Source organism: Rhodoplanes sp. SY1, assembly GCF_046000175.1.
Lineage (GTDB): Bacteria > Pseudomonadota > Alphaproteobacteria > Rhizobiales > Xanthobacteraceae > Rhodoplanes.
In genome coordinates, this window is record NZ_JBEOMB010000005.1 from 84,118 (window position 1) to 99,432 (window position 15,315).

Here is a 15,315-nt window from a genome sequence, read left to right on the forward strand (position 1 = left end):
CGCCCGCCGCCGCGGCTCACCACGCGACCGACAGCGAGCCCATGCCGCCGTAGATCTCGGTGTCGTTGGCGAACTGGCCCTCGAAGCTGCCGCGCAACGTGATGCCGCGGGACAATTTCAGCTCGGCGCCGGCCGAGACGAGCGCCGAGTCGCCCGGCAGCGTCGCGCCGAACACCGTGAAGCCGGAGCCCGAGAGATTGACGAAGCTCGCGTCGAGCGCCCGCTCGGTCGAGAACTCGTGCGCCCAGGCGAGCCGGCCCCGCACCGTCAGGGCCGCATCGGCGGAGCGCCAGGCGGCGACGTCGAAGCGGGTGCCGAGCTCGCTGCGGGTCGCCGTCGCGGTCGTGTCCGCATAGCGCAGCGCGAAGCCGGCGAGCCCCGACGCATCGGCCTCCGCGTAGGTCGGCGTGTGGAAGGCCTGCACCCGCATCGCCGCGAACGGCGTGACGCCGATCCCGCTGGTCGCCACGGTGCGCCAGCCCGCCTCGACGCGACCGCCGACCGCGTGGCCGGAATAATCGCCGAGCAGCCGGTCGGCGACACCGGGCAGCGAGACCAAGCGGTCGGTGCGCACATCGTGCCAGCCATACGAGACGGCGGCCGACACATAGGCCGGTCCGGCGCGCCAGCTGCCGTAGCCGCCGACCTGCAGCGTGTCGGCGCGGCCCGAGCCGAGCCCCCCGAGCGAGAACGAGGTCTCGCCGCCCGCCAGCGCGACGCCCAGCACCGCGTCGGGCGTGATCCGATAGTCGGCGCCGGAGGCGAGCCCCCAGTTGCGGGCGCCGAGATCGTGGCTGCCGGTATGCGCATCGCCTCGATAGGTCGCGTCGGCTCCGAAGGCGCCGGCCCACAGGCGCCAGTGCGGCCCGAGATGGGCGGTCGGTGGCGCCTTCACGGCGCGCTCGATGGCGGCGCCCCCGGCCCCGCGCGCCGTCGCGCCCGGCGCCGACGCATAGGCGAGCGCCGGCGCGCCCGGCGCCACTCCGCCCGCCGCCCGCGAGCCGGCGAACGGGTCGAGCATCAGCTCGAGGAACTGGTCGGTCTGGCGGAACGCCGCCGTCGCCGCACCGGTCGCGATCTCGCCGGAGAGCTGCGTCAGCGCATACGGGATCGACGGCGCGGCGAGCACGGTGGTGAACAGGCCCGTCAGTCCCGGGCCGGTGTTGTAGGCCCGGTCCAGCGTGCGGCCGACCTGACGCTGGTTCTCGCTCAGCCCGGCGAGACCGGCGAGCGCCAGACTGATATCGACCACGACGTTGTTGCCGACGACGCCCACCACGGCCGTGTACCAGGGCGGCAGGCCGGACGACGACACGCCGGAGAACGCTCCCGTGAGGCCGCCGGCGGCGGTGAGAATCGTGTAGTGCCGCGCCGCCGTCTCGCCCGGCAGCAGCGTGACCGCGACCGTGCCGGCGAGCGCCGCCGCGCCGGTGACGCGGGTGAGGTCGGACGCGGTCGACGACAGCTCGACCGCATAGACGCTGCCCGATCCGAAGGTGAGATTGCCGTTGATCGTGACGGTGCCGATCGAGTTGCCGGGTGCGAGCGTGCCGTTGATGGTGGCCGAAGGCAGCGCGCCGGAGCCGCCGATCGCCGCCCCGTCCGCGACGACGAGGCCGCTCGACGAGGCGATCGAGCCGTTGACGATCAGGGTGCCGGCCGTGACGAGCGTCGAGCCCGTGTAGGTGTTGGTGCCGGCGAGCGTCAGCGTGCCGGTGCCGACCTTTTCCAACGAGCCCGGCCCCGGCGTGCCGCAGCCGCAGGCCGAGTAGTCGGCGATCCGGCCCGTCACGGTGGTCGACTGATTGTTGCCACCGACCACCAGGGTGTTGCCGCCGCCGATGTAATAACGACCGCTGCCGGCGATCGAGCCGGCCGTGATCCGGCCGTTGCCGTCCGCTCCCGTGCTGCCGCCGAAGTCGACGACGCCGGTGCCGTTGGTCACGAAGGCCGCGAGCCCGCCGGTCGCGAAATCGAAGAAGTCGGTGCGGCCGCCCGAATTGGTGACGACGGTGGCGTTGCCGGCCGTGCTCCAGGCGTTGAAGACCGTCTCGCCGCCGGAATTGTTCACGATCGTGGCGTTGCCGGCGGTCGTGTGCGACCAGAACAGCGTCGTGCCGCCGTCGTTGACGATCCTGGCCGAGCCGGCCGACGTCGTCTCGGTGCCGTAGCCGAGCCCGAAGCTTGTGAATCCGATCGCCTGGTTGGTGATGGTCGCAGAGCCGGCGGTCGCGTCGCCCGTGAAGGCGAGCTGGCCCCACTGGCTGTTGGTGATGATCGCGCTGCCGGCCGTGCTCGTGTCGCCGAACTGAATGCCCGAGTGCTGCGTGTTGGTGATGGTCGCCGAGCCGGCCGTGGTCGCGGCCGCGAACATCATGGTGCCGTAGTTGGTGTTGGTGATCGTCGCGGCGGCCGCCGTGGCGGTGCCGTAGAACTGGAGGAGCGAGCTGTCGTTGGTGATGGTCGCACTGCCGGCGCTGCTCGCACCCGTGAAGCTGAGTGTGCTGCTTGACGTGCTGACGATGGTCGCGTTGCCGGCCGTGCTGGCGTTGTCGAACGTAAGCGCGGCCGTGAAGAGGTTGTAGGTCGCGTTGCCGGCGCTGCTCGCGTTCTGGAACACGATCAGGCCGCCGCCGAACAGGTCGAAGGTCTGCGTGGCCGACGAGGTGTTGACGACCCCGGCGCCGGTGATGTCGAAGCCGGCCATCACGTTGATCGTGTAGGCCGGCGCATCGCTGGTGAAGACGATGGTCTCGATCGCGGCCGGGGACGTGATGGCGAGCGCCGGGCTCGCGATGTTGGGAAACGTCGCCGTGGTGGTCGGAACCACGTTGGTCGACCACTCGGCCGGATCGTCCCAGGTGCCGCTGCCGGTGCCCGTCCAGGTCGCCTGCGCCAGCGCCTGCCCGGCGAGCAGGCCCGCGAGCGCCGTGCTGCCGAGGAGCGCCGCCGAGATGCGCCCTGCACGGCCGCGCCGGCCGGAGCGGCTGCCCCGCGCCCGCACCGTCGTGGCAGTCGCACGCGGCGACATGATCGGCTGGCGATCCACTCCCGTCCCCCTGACCTCAGCGGACGGTGCGCCGTCCGGCATAGCCGACCAGGTGCCCTAGCCCGGTCGCGCTATACGGGTCATTACGGACTGAAATCGCCCATTAGCAACTGGGAAAAATTGGGTGGACCGACGCGCCCGGGTGGAATCCAAACGCGCGTGTCGTCACGACAATACCGCTCCGACGTTCAGCGGCGTCGCGCCAATTCGTGATTCCCGAATTCACGCAGGGCCTTATGCCGCTGTGCGAAAACGTCAGCTCACCCCGAGCTTCTTCTGCAGGCTGGTCGACGACGTGGTGTACTGAAATACCACCCGCTTGTCCGGGAACACGTATCGGACCGCCGCATGGGCCATCAGGGCGCCCTCGTGGAAGCCGGACAGGATCAACTTCAGCTTGCCCGGATAGGTGTTGATGTCGCCGATGGCGAACAGGCCAGGCACGCTGGTCTCGAACCTTTCGGTGTCGACCTTGACCAGGTTGCCGTCGAGTGCGACGCCCCAGCTCGCGACCGGGCCGAGCTTCATGGTCAGGCCGAAGAACGGCAGCATCGCCTCGCACAGCACCTCGATTATCCGGCCGTCGGCGGTCTTCACCAGCGCCGCCTCGAGCGCCCCGCCCTCGCCGGCCAGGTCCATCACCTGGCCGATGATCAGGTCCATCTTCCGTTCGGCGACCAGCGCCCGCATCTTGTCGACGGTCGCGGGCGCCGCGCGGAACTCGTCGCGCCGGTGGACGAGCGTGATGCGGTGGGCCACCGGGTGCAGGTTGACGACCCAGTCGAGCGCCGAATCGCCACCGCCGACGATCATCAGCCGCTTGTCCCGGAACGCCTCCATTTTTCGCACGGCGTAGAAGACCGAGGAGTCCTCGAACGCCTCGATGCCCTTGATGGGCGGTCGCTTGGGTTGGAACGAGCCGCCGCCGGCGGCGATCACCACCACCTTGGCCTCGAGCACGGTGCCGCGGTCGGTCGTGCAGCGGAACCCAGCGTCGCCGATCCTCTCCACCGTCTCGACCATCTCGCCGAGCGTGAAGCTCGGGCCGAACGGCGCGATCTGCTCCATCAGGGCATCGACGAGCCCCTGCCCGGTGATGCGCGGCACGGCCGGGATGTCGTAGATCGGCTTCTCCGGATAGAGCTCGGCGCACTGGCCGCCGACCTTGGGCAGCACGTCGACGACATGCGCCTTGATGTCGAGGAGGCCCAGCTCGAACACGGCGAACAGGCCGCACGGGCCGGCCCCGATGATCAGGGCGTCGGTCTTGATCGGGGCGGTCGCGGTCGGATCGATCAGCGGATCGGTCATGGTGCCTTCGCTGCGGCGGACGGGGGTGCCGGGTCGAGCCGCGGCGCAGACCACGACTGCATGCGCGCGGCTTGCGACACGCTCGGCGGCGCCGCACAACAGGTCGCCGCGACCGCGGCGGCTCGGGGTCCGAGCCTGTAAGCCACGCCCGCGAGGACTGCAACCCGTGACCGACGAGAGGACCGCGCGCCGGCGGCAACCGCCCCGGCCGGACGATTTTCCCCACCGGGTCGTCCACACCATCCGGTTCCGCGACCTGGACGCGCAGAACCACGTCAACAACGCCGTCTTCCTCACCTTCTTCGAGGGCGGCCGGGTGCCGCTGCTGCGCGATCCCCGCTACGGGCTGTGGGTCGAGGGCGCGACCTATGTGCAAGCCAACCTGAACATCGATTACCTGGCGGAGGTCCACTATCCGGGCGAAGTGGTGATCGGCACCCGTGTGGCGCAGGTGGGGACGAGCTCGCTCGTCTTCGACCAGGCGGTGTTCAACAAGGATCGCTGCGCCGGCCTCGCCCGGTCCACCCTGGTGCTGATCGACCGCGAGTCGCGAAAACCGCGCCCGTTCCCGGAGGCGATCGCCACCCGCCTGCGCGCCGGCGGCGGCGCCGTGCCCGAGGTGGGGTGAGGCTGGTCGTTCCGGGGCGCGGACCACAGGTCCGCGAGCCCGGAACCCATATCCCCGGTTTCAGTGGCTCACGACAGACAGGGGCTATGGGTCCCGGGCTCGGCCCTGCGGGCCGCCCCGGGACGACGGATGTCGCGCCATCACGCCTGCCGTTCGGGCGTCTGCACCACGAGGCCGTCGAGCTCGTCGCGCACCTTGATCTGGCAGGACAGGCGCGAGTTCGGCCGCACGTCGTAGCCGAAGTCGAGCATGTCCTCCTCCATGGCGGTCGGCGGGCCGACGATCTCGCGCCACGCCTCGTCGACATAGACGTGGCAGGTGGCGCAGGCGCAGGCGCCGCCGCATTCGGCGTCGATGCCGGGCACGCCGTTCTTGACGGCGGTTTCCATCACGGTCGCGCCGGGCTGGGCCTCGACCGTGCGGGACGATCCGGTGAAGCTGACGAAGGTGATCTTGGCCATCGGGAGTGCGGAACGCTCTGAAATGTTCGCTCGGGGGTTCGGGATCGGCCCGGCGCGGCGCCGGACCGAGGCTCTGCTGGACGCTCTCTAAAGAGTCTCCGCCAGACGCTCTCTATAGAGTCTCCAAAGAACCGACCAGCCCCGAAGAATCAGATGGCCCCGGCTTTGGACCGGGGCCACTGTCCGCCGGACGATGTGAGGGGGGGAGGGGGGCTCGTCCAGCTTCCAACTCGAAATGGGGGCGGCGGCGCGCTTTGCAAGGACCGGGCGAGGCACCGCCCTGCCCCGCTTCACTCTGCCGCACGATATTACTCCACCGCACGATCCTGTCGCAGCCGGGCGATCGCGGCGCGCGCCTCGGCCGCGGCCCGGTCCATGGCGGCGAGCGGCACCTCGACCGCCGCACCGGTCGCCACGGCCGCCTCGATCGCCTCGGCCGCCGTGACGATCTCCCACGCACCGACGCCGCGGGCCGAGCCCTTCAGCGTGTGGGCGAGCGTCGCCATCGCGGCCGGCGGCGCCGTGTCCATGCGGGCGACCAGGAGGGCGATCTGCTGGTCGAACAGGTCGAGCACCTCGGCCTGCAGGTCGGCGTCGCCGAGCGTCATCCGGAACAGGTGCGCGAGATCGATCGGCGTCGCGTCCGGGTCCGCCGCCGGCAGCGGCAACGGCACGGCGGGAGGCTCGACGAGGAAGTGGCTGTGCATGGAACGCCCCGGTCTTTGTTCGACGCCTGACCTTGTTGTTCGCGCACTGTGGCCGGCCGACCGTCACTCCCGGGTAAACGCCGATGCGTGAGCGAGCCGGCGTGGCGCCGCCGCAACAGGTGGATTCACGAGCATCATCAATGGTGGATTAACCCGGCGTCGCGACATGCGCGGAATGCGGGCCGACCCACGCCGAGCCCTCGCGCCCTGTCCGCCCGGGAGGCGCCGACCGCCCCGCCTCAGGCCTTCGGCGGCTCGCGGCCGATCGCCCGCCAGCCCGCCTCGGTGAGCCGGCAGACCAGCCAGTCGGGCTTGAGCGGGTTGTCGAACCACGGCCGCGCCCAGCCGTGCGCCACGCAGGACTCGACGGTCTTGCGCGGCACGGCGCGCCCGTCCCGGTCGAAAAGCGGGAGCTTTCCACCCGGCTCGTTAACGCCTCGTTCGAGATAGCGGCGCTGCGGATCGGTCGGCCGCAGAGCCGCCGCATTGTCGCCCCCAAGATGAAGCGGCTGGTCCAGGGGGAGATGGTCGTCCGGGAGCCGTTCGTCCGGGAGCCGTTCGTCCGTGCGAAGGGGCAGAGCTGCTGGCATGGGCGCACCCGTTAACGATGATTAAAAAAGGGTTACCGAACTTGGTTTCCCTGGGGCTTCCACCTCTCTAGGATAGTCACACCACGGGGGGGAATCCCAGCGGCATCGTCATTCCCGCCTGCGGCAGCGTGTCCGAGACGGCGTGCGGTCGCACGCCCCGGACACCTTATCCACAGGGCCTCAGTCCTGTTCAGCGTAGCTTGCGAGGCGACGAGCGACATGGCGAACACTCCGAAAAAGGCCAAGGATCCGACAGAGGTCGCTCTGTCGGCCATTCAGGAGGCCCTGAATGTGGGCGGCTCCGCGCCGGCCCAGACCCCTGCTTCGGACACTCCCGCGATCCAACCCGACGACCGGCGCGACCGTTCGCCGCCGCCCTCGTTCGGCCCCGATCCGCTGCCGCCGCCCGGCTTCCCCGCCGGCTTCCAGGACCCGATCGCCCGCCGGATGGACGAGCCGCTGACGGTTCCGGCCAACGACGATCGCGAGACCATCGGCCAGGTGCTGCAGTCGCTGCAGCGCCGGCCGGCCCGCACGCCCTACCTGGCGGCCGGCCTGTTCAGCGCCGCCTGGGGCATCTCGGCGGTCGGCCTCCTCCTCGCCTATGCGGGCGAGATCGGCGTGCTGATGAACCAGGGCGCCGTCGCCGTGCCGCTGGTGTTCGGCATCCTGTCCGGCATCGCCGCCCCGATCGTGTTCTTCTTCGTGCTCGCCAACATGGTGTCGCGCTCGCAGGAGCTGCGCATCGTCGCGCAGGCGATGGCGCGCGCCGCCATGCGCTTCGCCGAGCCGGAGAGCGTCGCCTACGACAGCGTCGTGAACGTCGGCCAGGCGATCCGCCGCGAGGTCGCCGCCATGGGCGACGGCGTCGAGCGCGCCATCGCCCGCGCGGTCGAGCTGGAGACCCTGGTCAACAACGAGGTCGCCGCCCTCGAGCGCGCCTACAACGACAACGAGGTGCGCATCCGCAACCTGCTCGACGGCATCGCCCAGCAGCGCGAGACGCTGGTCGGCGAGGCCGAACAGGTGCGCAGCGCCATCTCCAACGTCCATCTCGACCTGTCGCACGACATCTTCACGGTCTCCGAGGTGGTGGGCGAGCGCTTCAACGAGGTGGCGGGCCGCATCACCCGCGCCCTGTCCGACAAGGGCGAGCACATCACGCTGGCGCTCGGCACCGCCGGCGACTCGATGATCGCGGCGCTCGCCGAGCGCGGCGGCGACCTGCTGGAGCGCCTGGAGCGCACCAGCGACGAGGCGACCCGGGCCATCGAGGCGGTCAGCGACCGCCTCGCCGACAGCCTCAACATCAAGACCGGGCACCTCAACGACGCCATCGTCGAGATCGCCGACAACATGCAGGACATGCTGGGCGGCCGCCTCGACAGCGTCGCCGACGAGTTCGCCCAGAAGACCATCTCGCTCGTCGAGCTGATGGAGAACCGGTCGCGCGAGATCACCGCCATGGTGATGGAGCACACCGACACCATCTCGGGCACCCTGGTCGACACCTCGAGCCAGATCGCCGAGACCATCGCCAGCCGCGTCGACGAGGTGAACAACACCCTCAAGGCCACCGGCGACTCGATCGTCCTCGACCTCAGCCTGCGCGGCGGCGACATCGTCTCCAAGCTGGAGGAGACCGGCACGGCCATCACCGACACGCTCGACCAGCGCGGCGGCGAGATGGTCGCCCGCCTGGAGGAGACCGGCAGCACCATCACGGTGACGCTGGAGGAGCGCGGCGAGACCTTCACCCGCACCCTCACCGACAGCGCCCATGCGCTGGCCGAGGCGGTCGGCACCCGCGGCGACGAGGTGCGCGAGCTGCTCGCCGCACGCCTGCGCTCCTTCGAGGAGATCCTCACCACCGGCAGCGGCGAGCTCGCCGAGCAGCTCGGCTCGCGTGGCGACCAGGTCCGCGACATGCTGTCCGAGCGCCTGCGCGCCTTCGAGGAGATGTTCACGACCGGCGGCAGCGAGCTGGCCGAGCGCATCGGCCGCGACAGCGCCACGCTGGCGAGCCTGATCACCCGCCATCTCGCCGAGTTCGACCGCACCGTGAAGACCTACGGCGGCGATCTCGTCGAGCGCATCGGCGAGCGCACCCAGGAGATCAACGAGACCCTGAAGGTCTATCTCGACGGCTTCGACACCCGCGTCGGTGCCAAGTCGACCGAGGTCGCCGACCTTCTGGAGACCCGCCTGGTGCGGTTCCAGGACGCGCTCGACCAGCGCACCCTGACGATCGGCGAGACGCTCACCACCCGCGTCGCCGACATCAGCAAGACAGTGGGCGAGAGCAGCAAGGAGGTCGTCGCCGCGCTCGACCGCCGGGTCGAGGCGATCACCGGCCTGATCAATGCCGGCGGCCAGCAGTTCATCGACGCCGTCGGCGGCAAGATGAGCGAGATCGACGGCACGCTCGCCACCCGCTCGAACGAGGTCACGACCGCGCTCGACGGCCGCATCGTGCGCCTGGAGGAGCTGCTCGTCACCCGCGCCGCCACCCTGACCGGCGAAATCGAGAGCCGCAGCCAGGCCGCAGCCGAGCTGCTGCTCGGCCGCGCCGAGAGCCTGACCGCCTCGGTCGAGGCGCGCAGCAGGGCCGCCGCCGAGGAGATGCTGGCCCGCGCCGAGAGCCTGACCAGCGACGTGGAGACGCGCAGCAAGGCGGTCGCCGACGCCCTCGTCGACCGCACCCAGGCGGTCACCCACGAGATCGAGATGCGGACCCGCTCGGCCGCCGACGCCCTGCTCGGCCGGGTCGAGACGCTCTCGGCCGACGTCGAGACCCGCAGCACCGCCGCCATCGCCGACCTGGTCGGCCGCCTCGGCACCGCCACGGCCGACATCGAGACCCGCACCCGCTCGGTCGCCGACCTGCTGGTCGACCGCGCCGCGACCGTGACGCACGACATCGAGACCCGCACCCTGTCGGCCGCCGACCTCCTGGTCGGCCGCGTCGGCACGGCCGCGGCCGACGTCGAGACGCGCAGCACCACGGTCGCCGACCTCGTGGTCGGCCGCATCGCCTCGGCCGCGGCCGAGGTCGAGAGCCGGAGCAACGCCGTCGCCGACCTTCTGGCCGGCCGGATCGCGTCGGCCACGGCCGAGGTCGAGAGCCGCGGCAACGCCGTCGCCGATCTCGTGGTCGGCCGCATCGGCATCGCCACGTCCGAGATCGAGTCCCGCGGCAACGCCGTCGCCGACCTCCTGGTCGAGCGCATCGCCGCCGCCACGGCCGAGGTCGAGAGCCGCGGCAACGCCGTCGCCGAGCTCGTGGTCGGCCGCATCGGCACCGCCACGGCGGACATCGAGACGCGCGGCAACTCCGTCGCCGACACGCTCGTCGCCCGCATCGGCACCGCGACGGCCGACATGGAGGCGCGCTCGAACGCCATCGCCGATCAGCTGCTCGGCCGCGCCGACATGGTGACGACCGACATCGAGGTCCGCACCCGCGCCGCCGCCGACCGCCTGGTCGAGCGCACCGCCGCGGTGGCGAGCGACATCGAGCAGACCGCCGGCACGGCGGCCGAGGGCTTCGCGGCCCGCATCGACCGACTCGCCGCCGAGATCGAGGGCCGCAGCAGCTCGTCGTCCTCGTTCCTGCTCGAGCGCTTCGAGGGCTTCGCCCGCGACATCGAGGTGCGCAGCAACACCGCCGCGTCGTTCCTCGGCGAGCGGATGGACACCTTCGGCATCGAGCTGGAGGCGCGCTCCGGCACCATCGTGGCGGCGCTCGCCGACCGCGCCCAGACGGTCGCCCACGCGGTCGAGAGCCGCACCGGCACGGCCGCCTCGCTGCTGGTCGAGCACGCCGAGCGGGCCACCCGCGCCCTGGAGGAGCGCAGCACCGCCGCGACCGAGCTCCTGACCGGCCGCTTCGAGACCGCCGCGCGCGACGTCGAGACCCGCAGCAACGCCGCCACCGAGACGCTGGCGACGCGGCTCGAGCAGGCGACCCGCGAGATCGAGCATCGCAGCCGCGAGGCGACCGCGACGCTCGCCGGCCGCATCGAGCAGCTCGCCGAGGCCGTCAAGGTCAACACCATGGAGGCCGAGATCGCGCTCGAGCGGCTCGGCGAGACCACGGCCAACGCGGTGCGCAGCAGCGCCGCCGACGCCGAGTCCAGCATCCTGCGCGCCTCGGGCGTGTCGACCGACCAGCTCCGCTCCGTCGTCAGCGACATCCAGGAGCTGCTCACCACCGTGTCGTCCGGCGTCGCCGGCACCCTCAAGCAGGACGCCGTCGACCTCGAGCGCCTCCTGACGACCACCTCGTCCAACGTCAGCGGCGTGCTCAAGCAGGACGCCGCCGAGATCGAGCGGCTGCTCCGCTCGCTGTCGTCCGGCGTCTCGGCGACGCTGCGCCAGGACGCCGCCGAGGTCGAGCGCTCGCTGTCGACCGTCACCGACGGCATCACCCAGACGCTGCGGCACGACGCCGGCGAGTTCGAGCGCAGCCTGACGGCGCTGTCGGTCGGCATCTCGAGCCGGCTGCGCCAGGACACGGCCGAGGTCGAGCAGGCCCTCACCGGCCTGTCGAGCGAGGTCAGCGGCACGCTGCGGTCCGACGCCGCCGAGATCGAGCGCACGCTCACCGGCGTGTCGTCGAGCATCGGCGCGACGCTGAAGCAGGACGCCGGCGACGTCGAGCGCACCCTCACGGCCGTGACCAGCCATCTCGGCGACACCATCAAGCGCGACGCCGCCGACCTTCAGCAGTCGCTGACCACCGTGTCGTCGACGGTCGGCGAAGCGCTCAAGCAGGACGCCGGCGAGGTCGAGCGCACCCTCACCGCGGTGACGACCCATCTCGGCGACACGCTCAAGCGCAACGCCGCCGAGGTGCAGCAGTCGCTGACCGGGCTGTCCACCGAGGTCGCCGCGACCTTCGTCGGCAAGGCCGACGAGATCGCCGGGGCCATCGAGAAGCGTTCCGGCGAGCTCAACCGCGTGCTCGACGAGAAGAGCAGCGGCCTCCTCTCCGCCATGACGGCGAAGAGCAGCGAGTTCACGGCCGGCATGGGCCGGGTCACCGACCACGCCGTGAAGTCCATCGAGGCGAAAGCCTTCGCCTTCACCCAGACCATGATGGACAACTCCAACGAGCTCGCCCGCGTCATCACCGAGGCCAGCACCAAGGCGACCGACACGGTCAACAAGAGCCTGAAGGACCTGCAGGAGACGTCGCGCGTCGCCGTCACCGACTCGGCCGCGGCGCTGACCAAGCGCATGCAGGACTGGCAGGAGATCACCCGCTCGACCGTCGCCCAGTCGGCCACCGGCCTGACCCAGAAGCTGCAGGAGCTGCAGGAGGTCACCCGCACCACGGTCGCCCAGTCGACCACGGCGCTGGCCCAGAAGGCGCAGGAGCTGCAGGAGGCGACCAAGACCGTGGTGGCGCAGTCCACCGCGGCCCTCGCCCAGGCGACGCAGGAGATGCAGAAGGCCGCCACCACGTCGGTGACGCAGTCGACCGCGGCCATCACCCAGAAGACCCAGGAGCTGCAGGACACCACCACGCGCCTGGTCGGCCAGTCCGGCAACGTCCTGTCGGCGCGCGCCCAGGAGCTGCAGAGCGCCACCCGGCTCGCCGTCGAGCAGTCGACCGAGTCGATCCTCGGCCGCATCGAGGAGCTGCAGAAGGTCTCGCAGGAGGCGATCGACCAGTCGAAGCAGACCGCCGTCGCCACCGTCTCCGAGATTCTCGAGACGCACGGCATGCTGCGCTCCGACACGACCGCGCTGTTCGAGCGGCTGCGCGAGGCGAACGGCCTGATCCAGGAGGTTCTGGGCGGCGCCCAGGACAATCTCGGCGCCATCGAGCAGGGCCTGTCGGCGCGCGTGACCGAGTTCGTCACCACGATGAACGAGCTGCTCGCCCGCACCAACCAGACCACCGACCGGGTGAACGAGCACATCGGCACGTTCCAGGACATCTCCGGGCGCGTGATGACCGAGCTGGGCGAGATCGTCACCCAGTTCGACAGCCACGGCCGGTCGCTCACCGACATGGTCGAGCTGATCGAGGGCTCGAACCGGCGCAGCGAGGAGGTGCTGTCGGAGCGCCGGACCGAGCTGGAGAGCATCGTCACGACGCTCGACGGCCGCACCGAGGATCTCGACCTGCGCCTCAAGCGCTTCTCGGATCTGCTCGAGGAGTCGCTCGGCGCCGCCGAGGGCCGGGCCCGCGACATCGCCCGCATCGTCGCCGAAGCCTCGTCGCAGGGCGCCCGCGCCATCGCCGAGAACCACGAGCGTGTCCGCTCGACGGCCGAGGAGGAGCGCCAGCGCACCGCCGAGAGCCTGCGTGGCGTCTACGAGCAGGCCTCGAACGAGGCGCACGCCCTGTTCCGGCAGACCGCCAACGAAGCCGAGTCGATGCTGCAGACGGCGACCGAGCGCTTCACCGAGGTGCTGTCGAACATGAAGCACATGACCGCGGAGATGCAGCGGGAGCTGGAAGGCACCCGTCAGGAGCTGCGCCGCGGCATCCTCGAGCTGCCGCAGGAGACGGCCGAGAGCGCGGCCCAGATGCGGCGCGTCATCGTCGACCAGATCGAGGCGCTGGCGGAGCTCAACCGCATCGTCGCCCGCCACGGCCGCACCCTCGACACCACCGCGGCCGAGCCGGCCCGGCGGGCCTATCGCGAGGAGCCCGAGCTGGCGGTCGCCTCCGGCGGCGGCGGTCGCAGCCAGCCGGTCGCCCGCGGGCCGATGCGCGAGCCCCCGCAGGCCGCCCGCGCCGAGGTGCCGATGGGTCCGCCCGCCCCGCCCCCGGCCCCGCCGCAGGCGCCAGTCGCGCGGCGTCCGGTCGAGCGGATGCCGGCGCCCGAGCCGCAGAGCCCGGCGCCGCCCACCGCCCCGACCAATGGCGGCCGCGGCGGCTGGCTCTCCGACCTCCTGAGCCGCGCCTCGCAGGACGACGACGACGACCAGCCGCTGCGTCGCGGCGGCGAGGCTCGGCCGCAAGGCCCGGCCCCGCGCGCCGAGGCTCCGGCCGACGAGCGGGCGACCCGCTACACGATCGAGTCGCTCGACGCGCTGTCGGTCGACATCGCCCGGATGATCGATCACGACGCCGCCGCCGAGCTGTGGGACCGCTACAATCGCGGCGAGCGCAACGTGTTCTCGCGCCGGCTCTACACCCCGCAGGGCCAGAAGACCTTCGACGAGATCCGCAAGCGCTACCGGGCCGACCGGGAGTTCAAGCAGACCGTCGACCGCTACATCGGCGAGTTCGAGCGGCTGCTCGAGGAGGTCTCGCGCAACGATCGCGGCCAGGTCGTCGCCCGCACCTACCTGACGTCCGAGACCGGCAAGGTCTACACCATGCTGGCCCACGCGGCCGGCCGGTTCGACTGAGGCCGGCCGACCGGGAACGAACGAGAGGCGTCCAAACAGTCGTGACAAGCGACAGGACGAAAGGCGGCGCCCCCGGGCGCCGCCTTTTTTCGTTCGGGCCTGTCGATATGGAGATGGGGGCGGCAGCCCCCGGCTTCATGCCCCGGACGCGGTGCAGCGCGCAGCGGTGCACCGCAGAGCCGGGGCCCATCGGCCTGGCGGTGCAGTTACGGTGGCGGACGGCTGCGGCTCGCGGCCCCTGGGTCCCGGTTCACGGCGCGTTGCGCCGCGCTCGGGACACGAGGCTCACCCGGAATGAGCGAGAGCAGCCGGCTCTCGCACCGGCCCTACGCCCCTGCCCTACCGCGTGCGGCTGCCGGCGGGCTGCGCGGGGGCGCCGCCGAACAGGAGGCGGCTCGGGTTCTGGTCGATGTTCTTGACCGCCTGCTCGAGCGTCGAGATGGCGCGCCGGCCGTCGACCGCGAGGCGCTCCCATTCGCGCAGGCCGGTCTGGCTGAACCGGGTCAGGCCGCTCGACATCTGGCCGATGTTCTTGTCGAGATTGTCGGCGAGCGTGCGGATCGAGCGGGCCGCCGCCGCGACGTCCTCGAGCTTGTTCTCGGCGCCGGTCATCACCGCCTCGGCCTTCGCCACGATGCGGTCGATGCGCTCGGAGTTGTCGGCCAGCGTCTGGGTGAAGGACTCCATGTTCCGCAGCGTGTTGCGGAACGACATCTCGTTGTCGGCGACGAGCGAGTCGAGCCGGCGCAGCACGCTGCGGGCCGCCGAGGTGACGTCCTGGCCGGCCGTGAGGTCGGCGCGCAGGATCGGCGGATCGAGCACGGGCGCGGTCGCGGAGGCGCCGCGCAGCGAGACCGAGGCGAAGCCGGTGAGGCCCTGGAAGTCGAGGCCGACATGGGTGTCGGTGCGCAGCGTCACGGCGCGGTCGACCGCGATCCCGACTATCACCTGGCGGGGCGCGTCGGGATCGATGCGCACGGTGGTCACGTCGCCGACCCGGATGCCGTTGAACAGCACCCACGAGCCCGGCCGCAGGCCCGACACGGCGCCCTCGAACACCACGTCGTAGCGCTTGCGGTCGAGGCCGCCGGGCGGCGCGCTGAACCAGTAGACGAACGTGAAGGCGCCAACCACGACGGCCAGCGTGAACAGTCCGACCAGGATGTAGTTCGCTCGCGTTTCCATCGTCGACCTG

The 15,315-nt window shown here is 71.3% G+C and carries 8 protein-coding genes; 2 read left to right on the forward strand and 6 right to left on the reverse strand.

Annotation, left to right across the window (positions count from 1 at the left end):
- Nucleotides 1-16 precede the first annotated feature (16 nt).
- Both ABTU92_RS01630 and ABTU92_RS01635 read right to left on the reverse strand, forming a co-directional pair.
- Nucleotides 17-3,049, reverse strand: coding sequence for an autotransporter domain-containing protein (locus ABTU92_RS01630; RefSeq protein ID WP_408087018.1), 3,033 nt, complete (start codon nt 3,047-3,049; stop codon nt 17-19).
- Nucleotides 3,050-3,304: 255 nt separating this feature from the next.
- Nucleotides 3,305-4,360, reverse strand: coding sequence for an NAD(P)/FAD-dependent oxidoreductase (locus ABTU92_RS01635; RefSeq protein ID WP_408087020.1), 1,056 nt, complete (start codon nt 4,358-4,360; stop codon nt 3,305-3,307).
- Between the two features lie 166 nt (nt 4,361-4,526).
- Between ABTU92_RS01635 and ABTU92_RS01640 the strand changes: the two genes are divergently transcribed.
- Entirely contained in the window at nt 4,527-4,988 is a 462-nt protein-coding gene (locus ABTU92_RS01640; RefSeq protein ID WP_408087022.1) for an acyl-CoA thioesterase, read from the forward strand.
- Nucleotides 4,989-5,128: 140 nt separating this feature from the next.
- On the opposite strand, the gene ABTU92_RS01645 is transcribed toward ABTU92_RS01640, so the two are convergent.
- The 3 genes from ABTU92_RS01645 to ABTU92_RS01655 form a co-directional block, all read right to left on the reverse strand.
- Nucleotides 5,129-5,449 carry a 2Fe-2S iron-sulfur cluster-binding protein gene (locus tag ABTU92_RS01645; protein WP_408087025.1) on the reverse strand — a complete coding sequence of 107 codons (321 nt, stop codon included), beginning with the start codon at nt 5,447-5,449 and terminating at the stop codon, nt 5,129-5,131.
- Nucleotides 5,450-5,757: 308 nt separating this feature from the next.
- Nucleotides 5,758-6,156 carry an Hpt domain-containing protein gene (locus ABTU92_RS01650; RefSeq protein WP_408087027.1) on the reverse strand — a complete coding sequence of 133 codons (399 nt, stop codon included), beginning with the start codon at nt 6,154-6,156 and terminating at the stop codon, nt 5,758-5,760.
- A gap of 239 nt (nt 6,157-6,395) precedes the next feature.
- The gene (locus tag ABTU92_RS01655; protein WP_408087029.1) at nt 6,396-6,539 is read right to left on the reverse strand and encodes a hypothetical protein; all 144 of its coding nucleotides are present in this window, start codon (nt 6,537-6,539) and stop codon (nt 6,396-6,398) included.
- A gap of 426 nt (nt 6,540-6,965) precedes the next feature.
- Between ABTU92_RS01655 and ABTU92_RS01660 the strand changes: the two genes are divergently transcribed.
- A complete protein-coding gene (locus ABTU92_RS01660) occupies nt 6,966-14,120 on the forward strand; it encodes a hypothetical protein (protein WP_408087031.1) in 7,155 nt (2,384 codons plus the stop codon).
- A gap of 339 nt (nt 14,121-14,459) precedes the next feature.
- On the opposite strand, the gene ABTU92_RS01665 is transcribed toward ABTU92_RS01660, so the two are convergent.
- Complete coding sequence (locus ABTU92_RS01665) at nt 14,460-15,305, reverse strand: MlaD family protein (RefSeq protein WP_408087033.1); 846 nt, start codon at nt 15,303-15,305, stop codon at nt 14,460-14,462.
- Between the last annotated feature and the right edge of the window lie 10 nt (nt 15,306-15,315).

What these genes read in the sequence shown, in the direction of transcription:
- ABTU92_RS01635 (WP_408087020.1), bottom strand. Translation starts at nt 4,360, where the DNA reads ATGACCGATCCGCTGATCGATCCGACCGCGACCGCCCCGATCAAGACC.
- ABTU92_RS01645 (WP_408087025.1), bottom strand. Translation starts at nt 5,449, where the DNA reads ATGGCCAAGATCACCTTCGTCAGCTTCACCGGATCGTCCCGCACGGTC.
- ABTU92_RS01650 (WP_408087027.1), bottom strand. Translation starts at nt 6,156, where the DNA reads ATGCACAGCCACTTCCTCGTCGAGCCTCCCGCCGTGCCGTTGCCGCTG.
- ABTU92_RS01660 (WP_408087031.1), top strand. Translation starts at nt 6,966, where the DNA reads ATGGCGAACACTCCGAAAAAGGCCAAGGATCCGACAGAGGTCGCTCTG.
- ABTU92_RS01665 (WP_408087033.1), bottom strand. Translation starts at nt 15,305, where the DNA reads ATGGAAACGCGAGCGAACTACATCCTGGTCGGACTGTTCACGCTGGCC.